This is a genomic window from Salinivirga sp. (genome assembly GCF_055145285.1).
Genome location: NZ_JBSRDC010000077.1, coordinates 16179 through 33093, shown reverse-complemented (window position 1 = coordinate 33093; position 16915 = coordinate 16179). Strand labels below are relative to the sequence as shown.

General features: G+C 40.4%; 13 protein-coding genes. 2 read left to right on the top strand and 11 right to left on the bottom strand.

Going from position 1 to position 16915, the window contains the following annotated elements; genetic code table 11:
* Positions 1-43: 43 nt before the first annotated feature.
* The 7 genes from ACTB0Y_RS16160 to pheT all read right to left on the bottom strand — a co-directional run bounded on the left by ACTB0Y_RS16160 (position 44) and on the right by pheT (position 10507).
* Positions 44-1225 (bottom strand): integrase core domain-containing protein, encoded by a 1182-nt coding sequence (locus tag ACTB0Y_RS16160; RefSeq protein ID WP_463207871.1) that lies wholly within the window; start codon positions 1223-1225, stop codon positions 44-46.
* Positions 1226-1462: 237 nt separating this feature from the next.
* Positions 1463-1933 (bottom strand): hypothetical protein, encoded by a 471-nt coding sequence (locus ACTB0Y_RS16155; RefSeq protein ID WP_463207870.1) that lies wholly within the window; start codon positions 1931-1933, stop codon positions 1463-1465.
* 381 nt (positions 1934-2314) lie between these two features.
* Positions 2315-3841 carry an acyl-CoA carboxylase subunit beta gene (locus ACTB0Y_RS16150; RefSeq protein WP_463207872.1) on the bottom strand — a complete coding sequence of 509 codons (1527 nt, stop codon included), beginning with the start codon at positions 3839-3841 and terminating at the stop codon, positions 2315-2317.
* A 66-nt stretch (positions 3842-3907) separates the two neighbouring features.
* The gene (locus ACTB0Y_RS16145; RefSeq protein ID WP_463207869.1) at positions 3908-4414 is read right to left on the bottom strand and encodes a biotin/lipoyl-containing protein; all 507 of its coding nucleotides are present in this window, start codon (positions 4412-4414) and stop codon (positions 3908-3910) included.
* An 11-nt stretch (positions 4415-4425) separates the two neighbouring features.
* On the bottom strand, positions 4426-5934 hold the full coding sequence (gene accC, locus ACTB0Y_RS16140) for an acetyl-CoA carboxylase biotin carboxylase subunit (RefSeq protein WP_463207868.1): 1509 nt from the start codon (positions 5932-5934) through the stop codon (positions 4426-4428).
* A 465-nt stretch (positions 5935-6399) separates the two neighbouring features.
* The gene (locus ACTB0Y_RS16135) at positions 6400-7881 is read right to left on the bottom strand and encodes a T9SS type A sorting domain-containing protein (protein ID WP_463207867.1); all 1482 of its coding nucleotides are present in this window, start codon (positions 7879-7881) and stop codon (positions 6400-6402) included.
* A gap of 178 nt (positions 7882-8059) precedes the next feature.
* Positions 8060-10507 carry a phenylalanine--tRNA ligase subunit beta gene (gene pheT, locus ACTB0Y_RS16130; protein WP_463207866.1) on the bottom strand — a complete coding sequence of 816 codons (2448 nt, stop codon included), beginning with the start codon at positions 10505-10507 and terminating at the stop codon, positions 8060-8062.
* A gap of 238 nt (positions 10508-10745) precedes the next feature.
* Between pheT and ACTB0Y_RS16125 the strand changes: the two genes are divergently transcribed.
* A complete protein-coding gene (locus tag ACTB0Y_RS16125) occupies positions 10746-11132 on the top strand; it encodes a thioesterase family protein (RefSeq protein ID WP_463207865.1) in 387 nt (128 codons plus the stop codon).
* Here ACTB0Y_RS16125 and ACTB0Y_RS16120 read toward each other — a convergent pair.
* Entirely contained in the window at positions 11129-11902 is a 774-nt protein-coding gene (locus tag ACTB0Y_RS16120) for a DNA/RNA non-specific endonuclease (RefSeq protein WP_463207864.1), read from the bottom strand. The genes ACTB0Y_RS16125 and ACTB0Y_RS16120 overlap by 4 nt on opposite strands.
* A 102-nt stretch (positions 11903-12004) precedes the next feature.
* On the opposite strand from ACTB0Y_RS16120, the gene ACTB0Y_RS16115 reads away from it, so the two are divergent.
* On the top strand, positions 12005-12208 hold the full coding sequence (locus ACTB0Y_RS16115; protein ID WP_463207863.1) for a YgaP family membrane protein: 204 nt from the start codon (positions 12005-12007) through the stop codon (positions 12206-12208).
* 18 nt (positions 12209-12226) lie between these two features.
* Here the strand turns inward: ACTB0Y_RS16115 and ACTB0Y_RS16110 are convergent, their stop codons facing one another.
* The 3 genes from ACTB0Y_RS16110 to ACTB0Y_RS16100 all read right to left on the bottom strand — a co-directional run bounded on the left by ACTB0Y_RS16110 (position 12227) and on the right by ACTB0Y_RS16100 (position 16751).
* Entirely contained in the window at positions 12227-15037 is a 2811-nt protein-coding gene (locus ACTB0Y_RS16110; protein ID WP_463207862.1) for a PAS domain-containing sensor histidine kinase, read from the bottom strand.
* A 253-nt stretch (positions 15038-15290) separates the two neighbouring features.
* Positions 15291-16373, bottom strand: a complete 1083-nt coding sequence (locus tag ACTB0Y_RS16105; protein WP_463207861.1) for a substrate-binding periplasmic protein — start codon at positions 16371-16373, stop codon at positions 15291-15293.
* A 99-nt stretch (positions 16374-16472) separates the two neighbouring features.
* Entirely contained in the window at positions 16473-16751 is a 279-nt protein-coding gene (locus ACTB0Y_RS16100) for a hypothetical protein (RefSeq protein WP_463207860.1), read from the bottom strand.
* Positions 16752-16915 lie beyond the last annotated feature (164 nt).

Sequence of the window (16915 nt, the reverse complement as noted above, 5' to 3'; positions counted from 1 at the left end):
TGTTCGTTAAGATACATCCTTTACAAAAGTTAAAGATTAGACTTTACACTAAATTGGTACCTAACCTTATTGTTTGTTCTTTTCTTCTTAAATGTGTCTCATCAAAGTAACCTAAAAATACATTTCTATATGATACTTTCCAAATTGAATCTCCAATCTGCTCTGCTGCAACGTATTTGCCTGCTAAACTTCGTGTTATAGAAATCCAATGATATGAACCCCATCTCATTGATCCATTATCTGTTACCTTCATTACTTTCAAATCACCAGAATAGAGCCATGGGTCTATTCTTTCCGGGAAAGGACGTGTCGAAAAATCATGCTGACTCAATGGAGTTGCCATGTTTAATGCCTCATGTGGCCTAATCGTATTGTATTCTTTTACGAAATGGTTCAATTTCCTCTGCTGTGACCTAAGATCACGTGCCGCAGGCTGAGCGCAAGCCGCTTTCAAATCGCGGTGCATGCGCTCATGCCGGCCATTTTGCTCCGGATGTGACGGATCCGAAAATACGGGCGTTATTCCTAATTCGATAAACCAATAGGAAAGCTTTGTAAATCGTTGTATTGAACGAACAGAACCAAATGGAGATCCATTATCCGTATGGATTTGTTTAGGTAGTCCATATTTTCTAAAAACCTCTGTAAAAGCCGCTTTAGCTGAAGGAAAGTTCTCGTTATAATGTCCTTTTGCAGCAAATAAGAATCGGCTCTTTGAATCGGCTATTGTCAATGGATGGCAGTACTTTTTATTGCCCATTAAAAACTTTCCTTTATAATCGGCACTCCACACCTCGTTACACTCTTTGGGATCGAAAATTGGATAGCTAGGTTTCACCCGTCTTAAATGCTTTTGAGGGCAAACCAGACCGTTTTTCTTGAGGATATTATGCACAGTAACCACCGATGGAATATCGGCTTCTGTAAAATCGTTAAACAATAGAATCCTGATCTTTTTAGCTCCCCAGCGTTTATGTTTTCCTTTCAATTTGAGGATCTTTTCTATAACCTCCTGACTTGTTTCATTTGGGTGTTTCCTGGGTGTTCGAGACTGTTCTCTTAATCCTTCGTAACCTTGTTTTTCAAACCTATCAATCACTCTATACGCGGTAGGCCGTGATATTCCAAAGTTCTTGCATAATTCTGTAATGGTATACTTTCCAGTTCGCCATTCACAGATAAATTCTACTTTTTGATCCATAGTTGTTGTTTCTTTCCAAGGCATGGCAATTTGATTTTTACATCAAATTTCAACCTAAAAAGTGTAAACTATGTCCCTTTAACTTTGTAAACTATGTCCCTTTAACGTACCAGCTCGCTGGCAACGGTGGCGGTATGAAACGTTGCGCATTTTGAAACACAAACTTATCAGCCCGCTAAGCCGTTGATTAATTGTTATGTTGCTCAAATATAGCACTATCCGCGCAATGTTTTATGACCGCTTGTTGGCTGTAGTTGTTACTCATTCTAATTCAAGTTTTAGATTTTTCGATACATTTAAACTATCCTTTTTATTTAGATATTCTTCTTTCGTAAATGGTCCAAATATGTTCGAATATTTTGCAGTTCTATTTACACTATCATACGAATATGTGCTTTCCATTTCTTTATTAATAATCCAGTATCGTCTAAATATTTTTTCATCTGCCGCAATGTTCTTTCTATCGCTGTCAGAATAGTATAATATCTTCATTTTTGGTAAACTTTCGGGAGGGGATTGAGCGACAACAATAAAACTTGAATCAAATGAATAATCAAGAATATATCCCGAAATCATTTGTGTATTTTGAGAGTTAACAATAGATGTTGTATAGCCACCTTCTCCAACTATTTTATACCCGCCACCAAATTCAGGATAACTTTCTGAACAGCCAGCTATCATTATGCTAATTGACACAAAACATGTTATAAGCTTTAAACTAGTTTTTTTCATTTCACATATATTCTATTCTGCAATCTAATATCTAAATTTCATATTGTCATGTTGCGAGGTTTCTTTCAATTACAGCCAACTTCTGGCGATTAACAAGTCTTCCAAATCATTGTCAATAGCTTTCCAAATTTCCGGGAATAAGCGAACAACTTGTGTTCGGTTATTCATATTTGTTATACGTTTAGTAAACGATTAGCTCTTCTTTCCAAATATAACAAAGGTTGTTGGGGATTCCTATTTTTTAATATCAAAATGGCTACAGTGCTTTCAATAATACCACCCATTTGGACCTGAACCGTAATGATGTAAATAGTTTTCCATTAAAACAGAAACCCCGTACAGAAAAATCCATACGGGGTTAATTTTGCGCAGTTTATGCTTTTATAGTGGGATATTACCATGCTTTTTGGGTGGCATGGCTTCGGTTTTATTTTGCGTCATTTCAAGGGCCTCAATAATTTTCGGTCGTGTTTGCTTGGGGTAAATTATTTCATCAATATACCCCAGCTCGGCAGCACGGTAAGGGCTGGCAAATTTCTCCTTGTACTCCTGTACCTTTTGCTTGCGCTCCTCTTCATTGAGGTTCTCTTTGCGGTAAATAATGTTCACCGCGCCTTCGGGGCCCATTACAGCAATTTCGGCTGTTGGGTAAGCTAAATTGACATCCGCACCCAGGTGTTTGGAAGACATCACATCGTATGCACCTCCATATGCCTTGCGTGTAATGACCGTAATTTTGGGCACGGTGGCTTCAGAGAAGGCATAAAGCAATTTGGCGCCATGTTTAATAATTCCACCAAATTCCTGATCTGTACCGGGCAGGAAGCCGGGCACATCTTCAAACGTAATGAGTGGAATATTGAACGAATCGCAGAAACGCACAAAACGGGCACCTTTCATGCTGCTTTCGATATCGAGCACGCCGGCGAGGTGCGCGGGCTGGTTGGCCACAATGCCCACCGGGCGACCACCCATACGTGCAAAGCCCACCACAATATTTTGCGCGTAATGCGGCATAACCTCAAAAAAGTTATGATCGTCTACCACTTTTGTAATGATATCTTTTATGTCGTAGGGTTTATTGGGATCGTCGGGCACAATTTCCTGTAGCGATTCATCCTCGCGCTGCACATCGTCGGTGCAGGGTTTCATGGGTGGATCTTCCATATTGTTTAAGGGCAGGAAGCTCATCAGTTCCCGCAGCATCATCATGGCTCTTTCGTCGTCTTCAGCCATCAGGTGGGCTACGCCGCTTTTGGAGTTGTGGGTCATGGCGCCCCCCAGATCCTCTTTGGTTACCTCTTCGTGTGTTACGGTCTTTATTACATCGGGTCCGGTCACGAACATGTAGCTCGATTTCTGGGTCATAAGGATAAAATCGGTGAGCGCGGGCGAATATACGGCACCACCCGCACAAGCCCCAAGCACGGCCGATATTTGGGGTATCACGCCGGAAGCACGCACATTGAGGTGGAAAATATCGGCATACCCGGCCAAACTCTCCACTCCTTCTTGTATGCGGGCGCCACCGCTCTCATTCAGTCCAATGACCGGGGCACCCATTTTCAGGGCCATCTGCATAATCTTTACCACTTTGTCGGCATTGGCCCGGCTCAGGGTTCCGCCATACACGGTAAAATCCTGGGCAAATACATAAATCAGGCGTCCATCGATTTTACCATACCCTGTAACCACACCATCGCCAAAAAACTTTGGCATTTTAAAATTTTGGTTTCGGTGGGTCATAAAACGGTCCACCTCTACAAAGGTATTCTGATCGAGCAGCAGCTCAATGCGCTCCCTTGCTGTAAGACGACCAGCTTTATGTTGCTTTTCTATTCGTTCTTCACCCCCGCCTTTCATGGCTTCGCGGGTGTGCTCTTCAAGTTTATTAAATTTTTCCTGTATGCTCATATTTTTTAGATTCAGGTTTTAATGTTTCAAGTTTCAGGTTTAAGGTTTGCTGTTTTAGATTTATTCAACAACCACCATGGTTTGTCCGCCTTTGACGATATCTTCTGCTTTCACGTGTACTTCCTTTACCACGCGGTCTTTTTTCACTTTATATTCGCTTTCCATTTTCATGGCCGACACTACTACCACGGTATCGCCGGCTTTAATTTCATCGCCGACCTTCACGGGTACGCGCACCACTTTACCGGGCATGGGTGCTTTAATGTGGGCCTCATCATCATCATCATCTGCTTTGCGACTCATCAAGTACTTGCGCTCAGCATCGATAATATCAACAGTAAAACTGTCATAAAGCGTATTGACCTGAAAGTTTTTGTTGTGTTCCCCTTCGATTACTTCAATGTTGTAAGAAGTATTATTGTGAATAAGAGAGTACACACCCTGTTCCACCATGAGTGCGTCGACTTCGTAGGTTTCGTCATCCACACGAATCACATATTTCGAACCATCGGCACTGAGTTGTTCCACCGTGGTTGTTCTGTCATCTATTTTTATTTCAAGCGCCATACAATCAATTTTTAAATTCTGATTTTTATTCTACGGCGTCCATAAGCCTTCCAGTTGTTGGTCATTTGTCCGCCATGCTTGGGTGGTTTGGCTTTTTGCAGTTTATCCTGGTAATCGAGAAAAGCTGCAATCACGGCCATATCTTCACAATCGCCACTACATTCCTCACTTTTAAACAAATCTTCACCATATTTTTCAATGAAGGTTGTATTGTATTTACCCGACTGAAAAACCTCGTGTTGCATTACCCGCTCCAGGAAGCGTATAGAAGTTTTTACGCCGGTAATTTTATATTCGTATAAAGCCCGCTGCATGCGATTAATGGCATCGTCGCGATTGGCGCCCCACACAATGAGTTTTGAAATCATGGGATCGTAGTGCATGGGTATTTCAAACCCTTCATAGACGTATCCATCGGTGCGCACACCCAATCCCAGGGGCTCTGTAATGTGTTTAATAACGCCCGGACTGGGCATGAAGTTATTGTCGGGATCTTCGGCATAAATACGGCACTCAATGGCATGACCATGTTGAATCAGATCTTTCTGGGTAAACAGTAGCTGTTCATTATTGGCAATATTGATTTGCTCTTTTACCAGATCTACGCCCACCACACGCTCTGTGATAGGATGCTCAACCTGCAGGCGGGTATTCATTTCGAGGAAATAGTAATTCAGGTCATCGTCCATCACAAACTCCACCGTACCGGCTCCACTATAACTGACCGCCTTTGCAGCATTCACAGCGTGCTCCCCCATCTCTTCGCGCACTTCCTGCGTTAGCAATGGTGACGGGGTTTCTTCTACAACCTTCTGGTGCCTTCGCTGCACAGAACACTCACGCTCAAACAAATGCAGTGCATTACCATGATTATCGGCCAATATCTGAAATTCAATATGGTGGGGCGATAGAATATATTTTTCGATATACACACTGCCATCGCCAAAGGCTTCAGTAGCCTCAGAGCGGGCACTTTTGATGGCCGGTAAAATATCTTTCTCCTCATGCACCAATCTCATACCTTTTCCGCCGCCACCGGCAGAGGCTTTTATCATTACCGGCAGACCAATTTCTTTAATTTTCTCTATGGCTATTTGCTCATCGTCAATGGGATCCAGCGTACCGGGGACAATGGGCACACCAGCTTTTTCCATAGTTTTACGGGCTGAAATCTTATCACCCATAGTGTTAATGGCATGCGTTCCGGGCCCTATAAAAATGATCCCTTCCTTTTTGCATCGCTCAGAGAATTGGGCATTTTCAGACAAAAATCCATAACCGGGGTGAATGGCATCGACCCCGGTATTTTTGGCCACATCAATGATGCGGTCCATATTTAGATAACTTTCCCTTGAAGGCGCAGGGCCAATATGCACGGCTTCATCAGCATATCGCACATGCATAGATTTGCGGTCGGCATCGGAATAGACAGCCACGGTGGGAATGCCCATTTCGCGGCATGTACGCATTACCCGGACGGCAATTTCACCACGATTGGCGACTAAAACTTTCTGTATCATAGGCAGTTAAATTTATTCTGTAGAGGCTGTGGTTTCAAACATGTTTTTATGTAAATATTTATATTTCTGCTAATTTAATGAAATTTACATCAATAGCTAAAATAGTATCGTTATTGTTTCTGATCTGTAATTTAATGGGTGGCAGGACTGGAGATGAGACACGTTGGACGATAAAATGCAACTTGTACCCCATATTTGTGCTTTAATTTTCATGCATATGAAATGTAATGTACAAAAAAGAAACAGTTACATTTTTAGAATGTTCAATTTTAAACAAAAAGAGAACCCTATCACCCAATTCCCAATGGCTTAAAGTTAAACAGCACTAGCAAAAAATAAGCTTTATCACGAGACGCGGGTGGGTCCCTTTAGGGAATTAAAGGGAGTAGGGTGGGCAAAGTTCTGATAAAGAATCATTTTGCTTCCCTAACCCCTAAAAAAGCTAATACGATATGAGTGGCCCGGCTATTTTTTAATAAATCGTTTTGCCATATTCTGATTTCCGTCAAAGGTCATTTTTATTATATACATACCCTTGGTAAATGCACTTACATCGATGAAAAATTTACTATTATCCGTAACTAACTTTCGTTCAAGTACCTTGCGACCACAAATATCAAATATGGCATAATTAACAGGCCCAACGCTGTATGCAAAATCAACAAAAAGCTTATTTGACACAGGATTAGGGTAAATATTAAAATTATTACGCGCAGATAGGCTTTCTACTCCGACAAACTCAATAGGACTTCCATATGAAATTTCACCCTCAATATCATAATACCGAATTCTTCGCTGCCTGGTTACTATTCCACTAATATTATCATGGTAACTGTAATAAGGGCCGCCTAAACCCAGCACATAATAATTCTCGGTTGGATAGAATAGTTCATCAAACCTCGCACAAGAATCTGAAATGGGATAGACTATGAGATAGTTGGGAATAAATGCAGGCTTATTATATTTTTTCACCATTACATTCGCTGATTCGTTATTAAAAGTCATAGGGTTTCCATAAAGGGCATCAGGAGCTTTAGAATATATACTTTCAAGAGTATCATGAACGATATCTTCATAGATATAGAAAAAATGGGGATTATCTACAGAGTCAATATAAATAGAATCAGTTCCAACCTGCCGCTCTCTTTTATAGATCAGGGTAATTTGATTTGCCTCATCGATCCGGTCTACAACCTCTAATTTTGTCAGTACTTTATCATAAACAAAGGGGGTTCCATGCCATTCTTTATATTCGATGTGATATTTATCGCCAATTTTAAAATTAAACAAATCCGCTTTGCTTACATTAATTAAATCATCGAAATCGGGGTAAATACCATTTGGAAATTCGCTTGAAGGCACTCTATCATTAATATTTAAGCGATAATGTATATAAGGAAATGCGACCCATGACAAATTTCTTATTACGCCCACATTAGAACCAATTTTAATATAGTGGTTGTCAACTGAACGATAATCACTTTTTTGGCTATCGACATTGAATCGAAAGGAATGAACCTCATCTTCAACGCCATCAAAAGTCTGATTCTGGATTGACTCTACAACTACACTCACACTTATGTTGCTATCCTGGTAACACACCCAGTTATCGCCAACTGATGCATCCATGTAAATTGGGATTGAATCTCCATAACGGTTATAAAAGAGATAATTCCCATTAAACAGGCGTGTCACTTTGGGACCCACAATGCTTGGTCCTGCAGTATCAAGACACTCATAGCCATGAACCGAAATCATTCCTTCATTGAAATAAAGTGTTTGGTTTCCGTTTTCTGAAATCAATGAATCGACCTTAACAGGCCAAATTTCCGGTGCAAAATTATTATAGTAAAAATGAGTACTTTGGTCAAAAAAGTTAGTTTGACCAAACAAATTACCGATAGCAAAAATGCTCAACGCGATAAATAAGACCAAAAACTTTCTCATAGCAGTAATATTTATGTTTTCCGATTAAAGGTAGGCATTGTTAATCAGAATCGCAAATAATATTGCGGAAAATTGTTATCCTAGCAGTGGTCATTCACTCATAAAAAAAGCCCTGCATGACACAAGGCCTTAATTATCTAAATCTTTATTTGGGTCTTATTTTATGAATTATCGGATTTTACCTCAACTGTGCACCAAATTTATGTTCAAAAGTACCTTTGAGTTTATTCATCAACTTGTCGATTTGCTTGTCTTTCAGGGTTTTGGTTTCATCCTGAATTATAAAAGAGAGTGCGTACGATTTTTTGCCTTCTTCAATATTTTCGCCTTCATATACATCGAACAAGCCAACTTGCTTAATGAGTTTTTTCTCGGCTTTCAATGCTGATTGTTTCAATTGATCGAATGTCACAGATTTATCGAGCAGCAATGCCATGTCTCTGCGCACGGCAGGGAATTTAGACACCTCTGTGAATTGGGTTTTCACCTTGCCAAAAAGCTTCACCAGGTATTCCCATTCGAGCTGGGCAAAAAACACATCGTTTTTCAGGCCGAAATAGTTTTTCACCTGTTTGGAAACAATCATCAGGCGGGCAATCTCCTTATTGTTGTATTTATACACCAATCCCTCGCGACAAATATCGTTGCTGAGAAACTCCTGTTCTATCTGCTCCACATCCACACCCATACGTTTCATTACATTTTCTGCATGTGCCTTTAGCTCGTAAAAGCTGGTCGGTTCCTGCGGTGTATTCCAGGTATCGGCTGTTTTGTTTCCGGTAAGCACCAATGCCAACTGGGCGCGCTCGGCGTAAGATTTTAGGGGGTTGTCGCTATCTGATTCTTTTTTTGAATAAATTTTACCAAACTCATAAAGCTTGAGATCGGCATTTTGCCTGTTGGCATTGTATTCCACAGCTTCCATGGCAGAAAACAGCAGCGACTGACGCATGGCGTTCAGGTCGTTGCTCAATGGATTCAGCAGCATAACCGATTCCTCAGCCTTAAACGTGTCAAACTCCTCGAAATACTCGGCTTTGGTGATGCTGTTGCTCATAGCTTCGTTGAACCCCGAAGCTGTGAGCATATCTGAGATGCGGTTACGTAATGCTTCCTCGTCCGGTTTGGGTTGGTAGCTGAGTGAAGCATGCACACGGTCGCCAACTTCGATATTGTTGTACCCATAAATCCGGAGAATTTCTTCGGTTACATCGGCCTCTCGTTGCACATCCACTCGATATGGCGGCACTTTAAGATTCAGGGTATCGCCATGATCACTTTCTATCTCAATTTCCAACGATTTCAAAATCTTAATAATCAGTTGCCGGTCAATATTTTTACCCGCCATAATCTGAAACTTTTTCAGACTAAACTTCACTTCAAAAGGTGCGGCCGGTTTTGGGTATTCATCTATGATATCGGAAGTGATTTCTCCGCCTGCCAGCTCCTTGATGAGCAATGCAGTCCGCTTGAGGGCATATATGGTGCCATCGGGGTCTGTTCCACGCTCGAAACGGAAAGAGGAATCGGTATTTAAGCCATGATAACGGGCCGATTTGCGCACACGCACCGGATTAAACCAGGCACTTTCGAGAAAAACACGTGTGGTTTTTTCTGTAACTCCCGAATCTATACCACCAAAAATACCTGCCAGGGTCATACCCTCTTCGGCATTGCATATCATCAGGTCGCGACTGGTAAGCGTACGCTCTTCCTCGTCCAATGTTTTAAATTTGGTTGCTTCGGGCAATGTTTTCACAATCACATGATTGCCCTTGATCTTGTCGGCATCAAAAGCATGCAGGGGCTGACCTGTTTCGTGCAATACAAAATTGGTAATATCTACCACATTGTTTATAGGGCTCAGTCCAATGGCTTTGAGTCTGTTTTTGAGCCAGTCCGGTGATTCTTTTACGGTAATACCTTCCACGGTTGTGGCAGAATAGCGGTAGCAACCGTCTGTATCTTCAATAGTAAGTTTTATTGGATTATCTGTACGATCAGATTTAAAGCTTTCTACAGCGGGTTTTGTGTATTTTGTGGGCTTTGTAAGGTTTAAAAACGCAGCCAGGTCACGTGCTGTACCAATATGTGAAGCACCATCAATGCGGTTGGGTGTCAGACCTATTTCAAACACATAATCGCTTTCTACATTAAAATATTCGCTTGCAGGGGTGCCAACTTTAGCGTCATCGGGCAATACCATGATACCATCATGCGAATCACCCACACCGATTTCATCTTCGGCACATATCATACCGTAAGATTCTTCGCCACGGATTTTCGATTTTTTAATTTTAAACGCCTCATCACCATTGTAAAGGGTTGAACCTACAGTAGCTACGGGAACAGTTTGACCTTCGGCCACGTTCGGAGCTCCGCAAACAATCTGTTTTGTCTGGCCATCGCCCAAGTCTACGGTGGTTACACTAAGGTGGTCAGAATTCTCGTGCGGTTTGCATGTCAACACTTTTCCTATAACCACACCTTTCAGCCCTCCTTTTATAGACTCCACTTCTTCAAGGCCCTCTACTTCCAGACCGGTATCGGTTAGTATACGGGATACTTCTTCGGGCGATAAATCAAAATCAAGATAATCTTTTAACCATTTATACGAGATCTTCATATTGCACGTGTTTTCAGTTTTCGTAAAAAATCAGCTGACAAAGTTAGTATTTTTTCAGTGACGATAAATTTTTACATATCAGGTTTTATGAAATGCGGGATCTAACTCCAGACAATTTTTAATCAACCCGCATCGATGTTCTGTCATTTATTAGCGAGGTTCGATCCAAATAACATTATTTTCGTATATTTTGGAATAGAATTGGCAACTCATAAATGAATTTTAAAATGAAATAGCTATGGAACTTAATATACCCGAAAGCCTTATTTACGAGATTAAACAAACAGTAGCACCAGAGCATACCGCCAAAGCTTATGGTAGTGGTCTGGCAGAAGTGTATGCCACGCCAGCCATGATAGCATTGATGGAAAATGCAGCTTATAGAAGCATCGAAGAATTTTTGCCCGAAGGATATTCATCTGTGGGCATGGAAATGAATATGCAACACCTGAAAGCAACCCTTCCCGGGAAAGAAGTTAAAGCCATTTCTAAAGTCACCGAGGTGGACGAGCGCAAGGTAACCTTTGAAATTAAAGTATTCGAAAACGAGGAGCTGGCCGGATCAGCCATCCATAAAAGGTTTGTAATTAACAATCAGCGATTCATGGAAAAGCTCAACAACTAATTTTCCATGGCTTGCCAAAACTCAATATTTATGGTCGATTCTATTCGTCGCTCAAAACGATTGGGCAATGCTGAATAGAAATCAAAACCTGACACTTTTTCGACACTGTCGATGGTAACAGTGTAATCCATCAAATGCTTTTTTCCTTTAAGGTTGGGCAAAACAAAAGCGATGCCCTCTTTGATGGTATCATTATAAACCAGCAGGGCCTTAAAATAATGTGAAGGCACCATAACCTCATTCGGACCGATAATCTCCGAGTCTATTAAAAACAAAGGTCCTGTCACAATTAGTATTCTTTCAAATTTCTGCGCCCTAACTCTGACAAAAGATTCAAGTTTTCTCCATATCCCCCTGTTGAATGAAGGATGCTGAGGTGACATATTGCTGTAGTAAAAGCTTTCTGTCATGGCCTGCTCACTCCAGGTCATGTCTGCTGCAGGGGCCAAATGTCCGCGGTCATAACCCGATTTATAATAATCCTCGTCTGTTGCTGTACCGGATGAAACCAGTGGATCGGCCTTGAAATTATTGGTGCGTTTGGCATCTCCATTCAATTCATCACCGGTTAGTTCATAAGCAACCCAATCGGCCTGTTCGGTTGATTCATTATACTGAAAAGTGTAACCTGTATGTGAAACAACAGACAGACCTTCAACTGCAGCTGGTAGCTCAAGATTCCCTGAACCGGTGTATCCACAAGCTGTAAGAAGCAAGCCAGCTATCAAAACCATTAACCCATACCGTATCTTATTGATTCTAATCACCATTAAAAAATGCTTTATATTAATCATTAAAAAAAAGATAAACTAAACAACCTGGTTTATTGTTATCAGTTTAGAACATTAAATCGTAAAAGTATGAAAAAAAATATGGGTTCAGCAGACCGGATTATCAGAGTGATAATCGCTGCAATTTTAGTGGCTTTATATTTCATGGAAGTCGTAACCGGAACACTTGGAATCGTGCTGTTAGTAGTCGCAGGTATCTTCCTGATAACCAGCATTACCGGCTTCTGTGGACTTTACCCTTTGTTTGGCATACGTACATGTCCAAAGGAATCTAAAAAGGAATAACCATCAATTCCAAGATATTCAAGCTATTTCTGGCATGGGAATTTCTACATAAATAGTTGTTCCCTTGCCTGGTTCACTTTCTGCGTATATTCGGCCCTGATGGTAGCCAACAAACTCCTTACTTACATTGAGCCCCAGACCTGTCCCCATCTCACCGTCGGTACCGGGCGTAGACGAAACCTCTTCAGATGCGAAAAGATATTGAACCTTTTCTTTGTCCATCCCCACACCATCATCCTGCACGCTGAATTGTAAAACATGGCCATACTTTTTGCAAACGATATTGACAGTGCCTCCTGTGTTTGTAAATTTAATTGCATTGGAGATGATATTCCGCAGAATAGTACTCATCATGTTTTTATCCGCATAAACAGCTTTACAGGTATTGGTATCTTTAAAAAGAGAGACAGACTTTTTCTGAGCAATATCGTTCTGCATAATCAGCACACTATCGAGCAGGCGGTCGAGATCAATGAGTTCAGGATTAAATTTGATGTGACCTGTTTGGGCCCTGGACCAATCGAGCAAATTATTTAACAAGCCAAGTGTATGAATTGCTGAATTATGGGTAAGACTGGCCATTTCTTCAACAGAAGCTATACCATGCTCAACACTGGCTTCTTTAAGCAACTCCGTATAACCCATTATTACATTAAAAGACGATTTAAGATCATGAGCCATAATGGAGATAAATTTATCCTTGGTAGCATTAGACTCCTGTAACTTCTGATTTTTATATTTCAAATTACTGATGTCAGTAAATGTAACCAGCATATGCAAGTCATTACTGTCGCCCAAATCAAGCGTGTCGGAATGAATTTTTAGCCAGGTAACCCCCTCGTGAAGCCTCACACCCAGTATGGAATTATTTCCAGCGTCTTCGGTTTCCAGAACACTTTTCAGCGGGTGCTTATCCAGAGAATAGGGTGCTCCATTTTCATAAACAACCATATCTCGAAAATGTGCTATGTCCCTTCCTGTCAAAGGCTTAATATTCAGGATACGCTCAGCTGCATCATTTGATGACACAATTTCTCCTTTTTTATTAATCAACAGCACGCCCTCTTCCATATTTTGTATCAACTTACGATAGCGTTCTTTACTCTCAAACAGGGCCTTTGCTGCCATTTTTCTATCCTGAATATTTCTTGACACACCCAGTATCTCGTGCTCACCTTTTTTATTCATCCTCACTGAGGTAGATACTTCAATCCACACCAGGCTGCCGTCTTTACAGGGTTGCTGAAGTTCTTCGGTTGACTCAATCAATGCATTGGGTTGTGCTGCAAGTATTTTCAAACCCTCTTCAATACGATTCTTCACAAGATCTATCGACTCCGGTGTAAGCGATTCAAAGAGGCTTTGTGCCATGGCCTCTTCCACTCTATAGCCCCTCAAGCGCTCCACAGATGGGGTAATATAAGTAAACCTCATCTCTGCAAGATTATAAATCCAAATCACATCACTTATATTGGAGGAAATCATCTTATACTTCTCCTGTTGCTCCTGTACCTGGAGTTCCAACTCTTTTCTATCTGAAATATCGCGTACAAAAGTAAAAACACGTCCTATTTCAGGATCATGTAAAAAGCTTTGGCCGTGGGCCTCAACCCAAATATAACCCTTGGTTTTATGTATATGCCGGTATTCTATCCGATGTGTTTGGTCCGGGTTTTCGAGAGCAATCTTCCAATGCTTTGAAACCTCATCAATATCATCGGGATGAATAACCTCACTGAAAGGCCGTTGTAGTTCTTCCAGGGTAAAACCAGTAAGCTTCTCCGCCGCCGGACTAATAAATATTTGATTACCATGCCGGTCAATTTCTACAAATATATCGGTAGATTTATTTACCAGCAGGCGATAGCGTGATTCCGATAATTTTAGCGCTTCTTCTGCTTTTTTGCGCATGGTAATGTCCTGCAAGAACGCCAATACAGCGGGCTGCCCATAATAATTTATGATGGTTCCGTTTACTAAAAGCCATAGATACTCCTGCTTCTCGTTGACAATTCGTATATCAAAACTTTCAATAGCTTTCCCGTTTATGATTTCTTTGTAACGTTTTTTGACTATTGGAACATCTTCAGGAACAATCATGGTGTAGAGTGAATCGGAATATTCATTTCCCGGATAACCTAATATTTCTTGTGTTGCGATGTTCCCCCATACAATTCGTTCATCTTGTATTACAATTATACCTTCAGTCGTATTATTCAGCACCTTATCATAAAGCTCTTTATTTCCGCCAATGTGCTTATTCGCATTGTAGTTGTTCAAATGACTATATATCAATCCTCTAAAACTCTCCAATGCACTTTCTGATAAGCTTAACTGCTCTTCAGAAGTTTGACCTGACAGGCTAATTATACCTAACCAAAAACCATCTTTTTCGGCTACCTTTGCGCTGTATAACAAAGTATTTGACTGCTCATTTTCAAACCATTTCACAAACGCTTGAAAAGTTTCACACCCCAAACCTCTTAACCCTTCAGCTTTTCTCAATTCCGGGCTAAAAAAACTTGCCACCTTATGCCCAAAACAGCTTACACCTTGCAGTTGATGCTGGTCATAACCATTTTTTAGTTTCTTGTCATCTGGCAAAAAAGCTTTTTCGATTACAAAACCGTCTGTGCTGTTAGAATGAACAATAACGTATGCAGCGCTATTGTCAATAGCCTGTAGCATATTGATCATTGATTCGATGGTGGATAAGGCTTCAGCAGACAAAAAAGAATCATGGCCAACAAGAGCATTTACATCCCGGCCAACAGCATTCTTGCCATTAATTCTTTGCGCAGTTAAATATGTATCTTTTTCTCTAGCCATCCAGAAGTGATAACAATCTCATTGCTTAAGCCATAAATTATTGGCTTTGTTGTTCGCAATATAAAAAAAAGGAGTCAAAAAAACATGATATTTTGTTAAATAGTATCACAAAGAACTATTTACGAAAAACAAATAAACACTTAAAAAACCTACAAAACAGATACTTATAAAATAAATAAAATCTTAATAAAAATCAAACCCCGAGACAAACAGACCGGGACTCAAATAAACAACGGTCAAACAAAACGTTGATTTATTCCTGTTCAAGGTTATACTCACTAAGCAATACCCTCCAATCAGTACTTTCTATAATTTTAAGCAGTTCATTACCTATTACTTCTTTTTTGTGTTCAGACATTTTTTCTGTAAAACCAAAAGCGTAGAGTTGAGGATTGTACCTGATAGGTAAAACTTCGAACCTATCGAGGGAATCCAACCCTGAAATATAAGTTAATTGCGGAACATCATGAGATACAGCGTCCACATCGCCTTTTTCAAGTGCTTCTACGCAAGCTTTAAGGCTTTGATAAGGGTATAACTCTTTAAAAAAGCGTTGTTCTAAGAACACCTGGGTAGCAGAGTTATCAATTACTGCAATTCTCTTCTCTTTAAAATCTTTAATTTTATTTTGGTTCCAGCTAAGTTGATTTACCGTTAGTGAAGACGCAATGGAGGCAGTAAAACCGGAAATAATAATGATGGCAGAAAACATCCAAATAAGTGCAATCACTCTTCCTCCGGTACTTCGGGGCGATTTGTCGCCATAACCTACCGTAGTCATCGTAACGGCCGACCACCATATGCCACTCCACAAACCTCTAAGCCCGGGCTTAAACTCTTCCGGATTTTTGCGGTGCTCAAATACCCATGCCAATGTTCCAAAAATAAAAACCACCAAAAACAGTGCTCCAATTGCCCTTAAAAAGTTCAGGGAAAAAAAAGAACTTAAAAACTGCAAGCCCTTTTCAAAAGAACTCACAGAATCAATCATTACGGATGAATTGGAAATATAATACGGAACCGAAAAATCCATCACCTCACTACGAATACTATTAATTGTAAGCGGATTTATGGTCATGTCAATTTCGTCCTCTGCCAGGCCCTTCACAACTTCGTCGAGGGTCATTTTCCTCAATTTAAAAGGATATTTGGTTTCACGCTGGACTGCCTCCCAAAGCCAAATACTGATACCGTCAAGACTTTCACCGTCCTCAATCACAAACGGGGCAGATGGATAATAACCAATAATTAAAGTATCGATGGATTTATCTTTTGCAGCAGAACACACAGAAAAAATTGTTAAGCTGATTAAAATGGTTAAAATAATTTTTTTCATGTTTACCTGATCTCAAAATTATAATTTATGATTGAGCACAAAAATAATCATACCCGCAAACTTATTTATGTTTACAGGGTCAAAAGATCAACACTACGCTCAAATTTCTACAACGTAGGTATCCAACATATTGATCTGCACCTCTTCCGGCTCATCACTGTCCAAATCATAATCGGCCACTACGTTATTAATTACCCTCAGGTGCCCCACGGGATATGCACTTACAGTCTTCTGATCAGGCACCGCACCATTGGCGTAAGCATCTTTTACATGTTTCATTTTCACCACTTCCTCCTTATGCACAGCATATACACGGTCTTCATCTGTAAGAAACCTGAAAATGGTATACTCATCATTAGTTCTAAGTTGTTTTCCCATAAGACTATATTTAACGAAGAGTAACTTATTAAATGCTATTTTGCGATAGTTACAAAAAATTATGCAAAAAAGCAACAACAGTAAATAGTCAGATAATGAATAAGCAATAGTGAACAAAATAAGCCCATTTCATTAGATTTTAGAAATATATTTCTGATGATCAA

Bases quoted from the DNA above. Each gene is read 5' to 3' on its own strand.
- ACTB0Y_RS16160 (WP_463207871.1), bottom strand. From the start codon at position 1,225: ATGCCTTGGAAAGAAACAACAACTATGGATCAAAAAGTAGAATTTATC.
- ACTB0Y_RS16105 (WP_463207861.1), bottom strand. From the start codon at position 16,373: ATGAAAAAAATTATTTTAACCATTTTAATCAGCTTAACAATTTTTTCT.
- ACTB0Y_RS16145 (WP_463207869.1), bottom strand. From the start codon at position 4,414: ATGGCGCTTGAAATAAAAATAGATGACAGAACAACCACGGTGGAACAA.
- ACTB0Y_RS16155 (WP_463207870.1), bottom strand. From the start codon at position 1,933: ATGAAAAAAACTAGTTTAAAGCTTATAACATGTTTTGTGTCAATTAGC.
- ACTB0Y_RS16115 (WP_463207863.1), top strand. From the start codon at position 12,005: ATGGGTTCAGCAGACCGGATTATCAGAGTGATAATCGCTGCAATTTTA.
- ACTB0Y_RS16120 (WP_463207864.1), bottom strand. From the start codon at position 11,902: ATGGTGATTAGAATCAATAAGATACGGTATGGGTTAATGGTTTTGATA.
- ACTB0Y_RS16125 (WP_463207865.1), top strand. From the start codon at position 10,746: ATGGAACTTAATATACCCGAAAGCCTTATTTACGAGATTAAACAAACA.
- accC (WP_463207868.1), bottom strand. From the start codon at position 5,934: ATGATACAGAAAGTTTTAGTCGCCAATCGTGGTGAAATTGCCGTCCGG.
- ACTB0Y_RS16135 (WP_463207867.1), bottom strand. From the start codon at position 7,881: ATGAGAAAGTTTTTGGTCTTATTTATCGCGTTGAGCATTTTTGCTATC.
- ACTB0Y_RS16100 (WP_463207860.1), bottom strand. From the start codon at position 16,751: ATGGGAAAACAACTTAGAACTAATGATGAGTATACCATTTTCAGGTTT.
- pheT (WP_463207866.1), bottom strand. From the start codon at position 10,507: ATGAAGATCTCGTATAAATGGTTAAAAGATTATCTTGATTTTGATTTA.
- ACTB0Y_RS16110 (WP_463207862.1), bottom strand. From the start codon at position 15,037: ATGGCTAGAGAAAAAGATACATATTTAACTGCGCAAAGAATTAATGGC.